Annotated in this window: 1 rRNA gene; it reads right to left on the reverse strand. The window is 41.5% G+C overall.

From position 1 onward, the window contains the following. A 16S ribosomal RNA gene (locus tag CJ670_RS09865) occupies positions 1–306 on the reverse strand; the annotation flags it as partial.

The raw sequence follows: 306 nt of genomic DNA on the forward strand, positions 1-306 counted from the left end.
CCCGTAGGAGTCTGGACCGTGTCTCAGTTCCAGTGTGACTGATCATCCTCTCAAACCAGTTATGTGTCATTGTCTTGGTAGGCCATTACCCCACCAACTAACTGATACAATACAGGCTAATCTCTTACCAATAAATCTTTCCCTTACTAACTTTAGTTAGTAAGGAGTATAAGGTATTAGCAATCGTTTCCAATTGTTATCCCTTAGTAAGAGGCATATTACCTATACATTACTCACCCGTGCGCCACTTAGCTGACAATTATAGCAAGCTATAATCCGTTCTCGTTCGACTTGCATGTGTTAAGC

Source organism: Arcobacter cryaerophilus gv. crypticus (assembly GCF_002993025.1).
GTDB lineage: Bacteria > Campylobacterota > Campylobacteria > Campylobacterales > Arcobacteraceae > Aliarcobacter > Aliarcobacter cryaerophilus_B.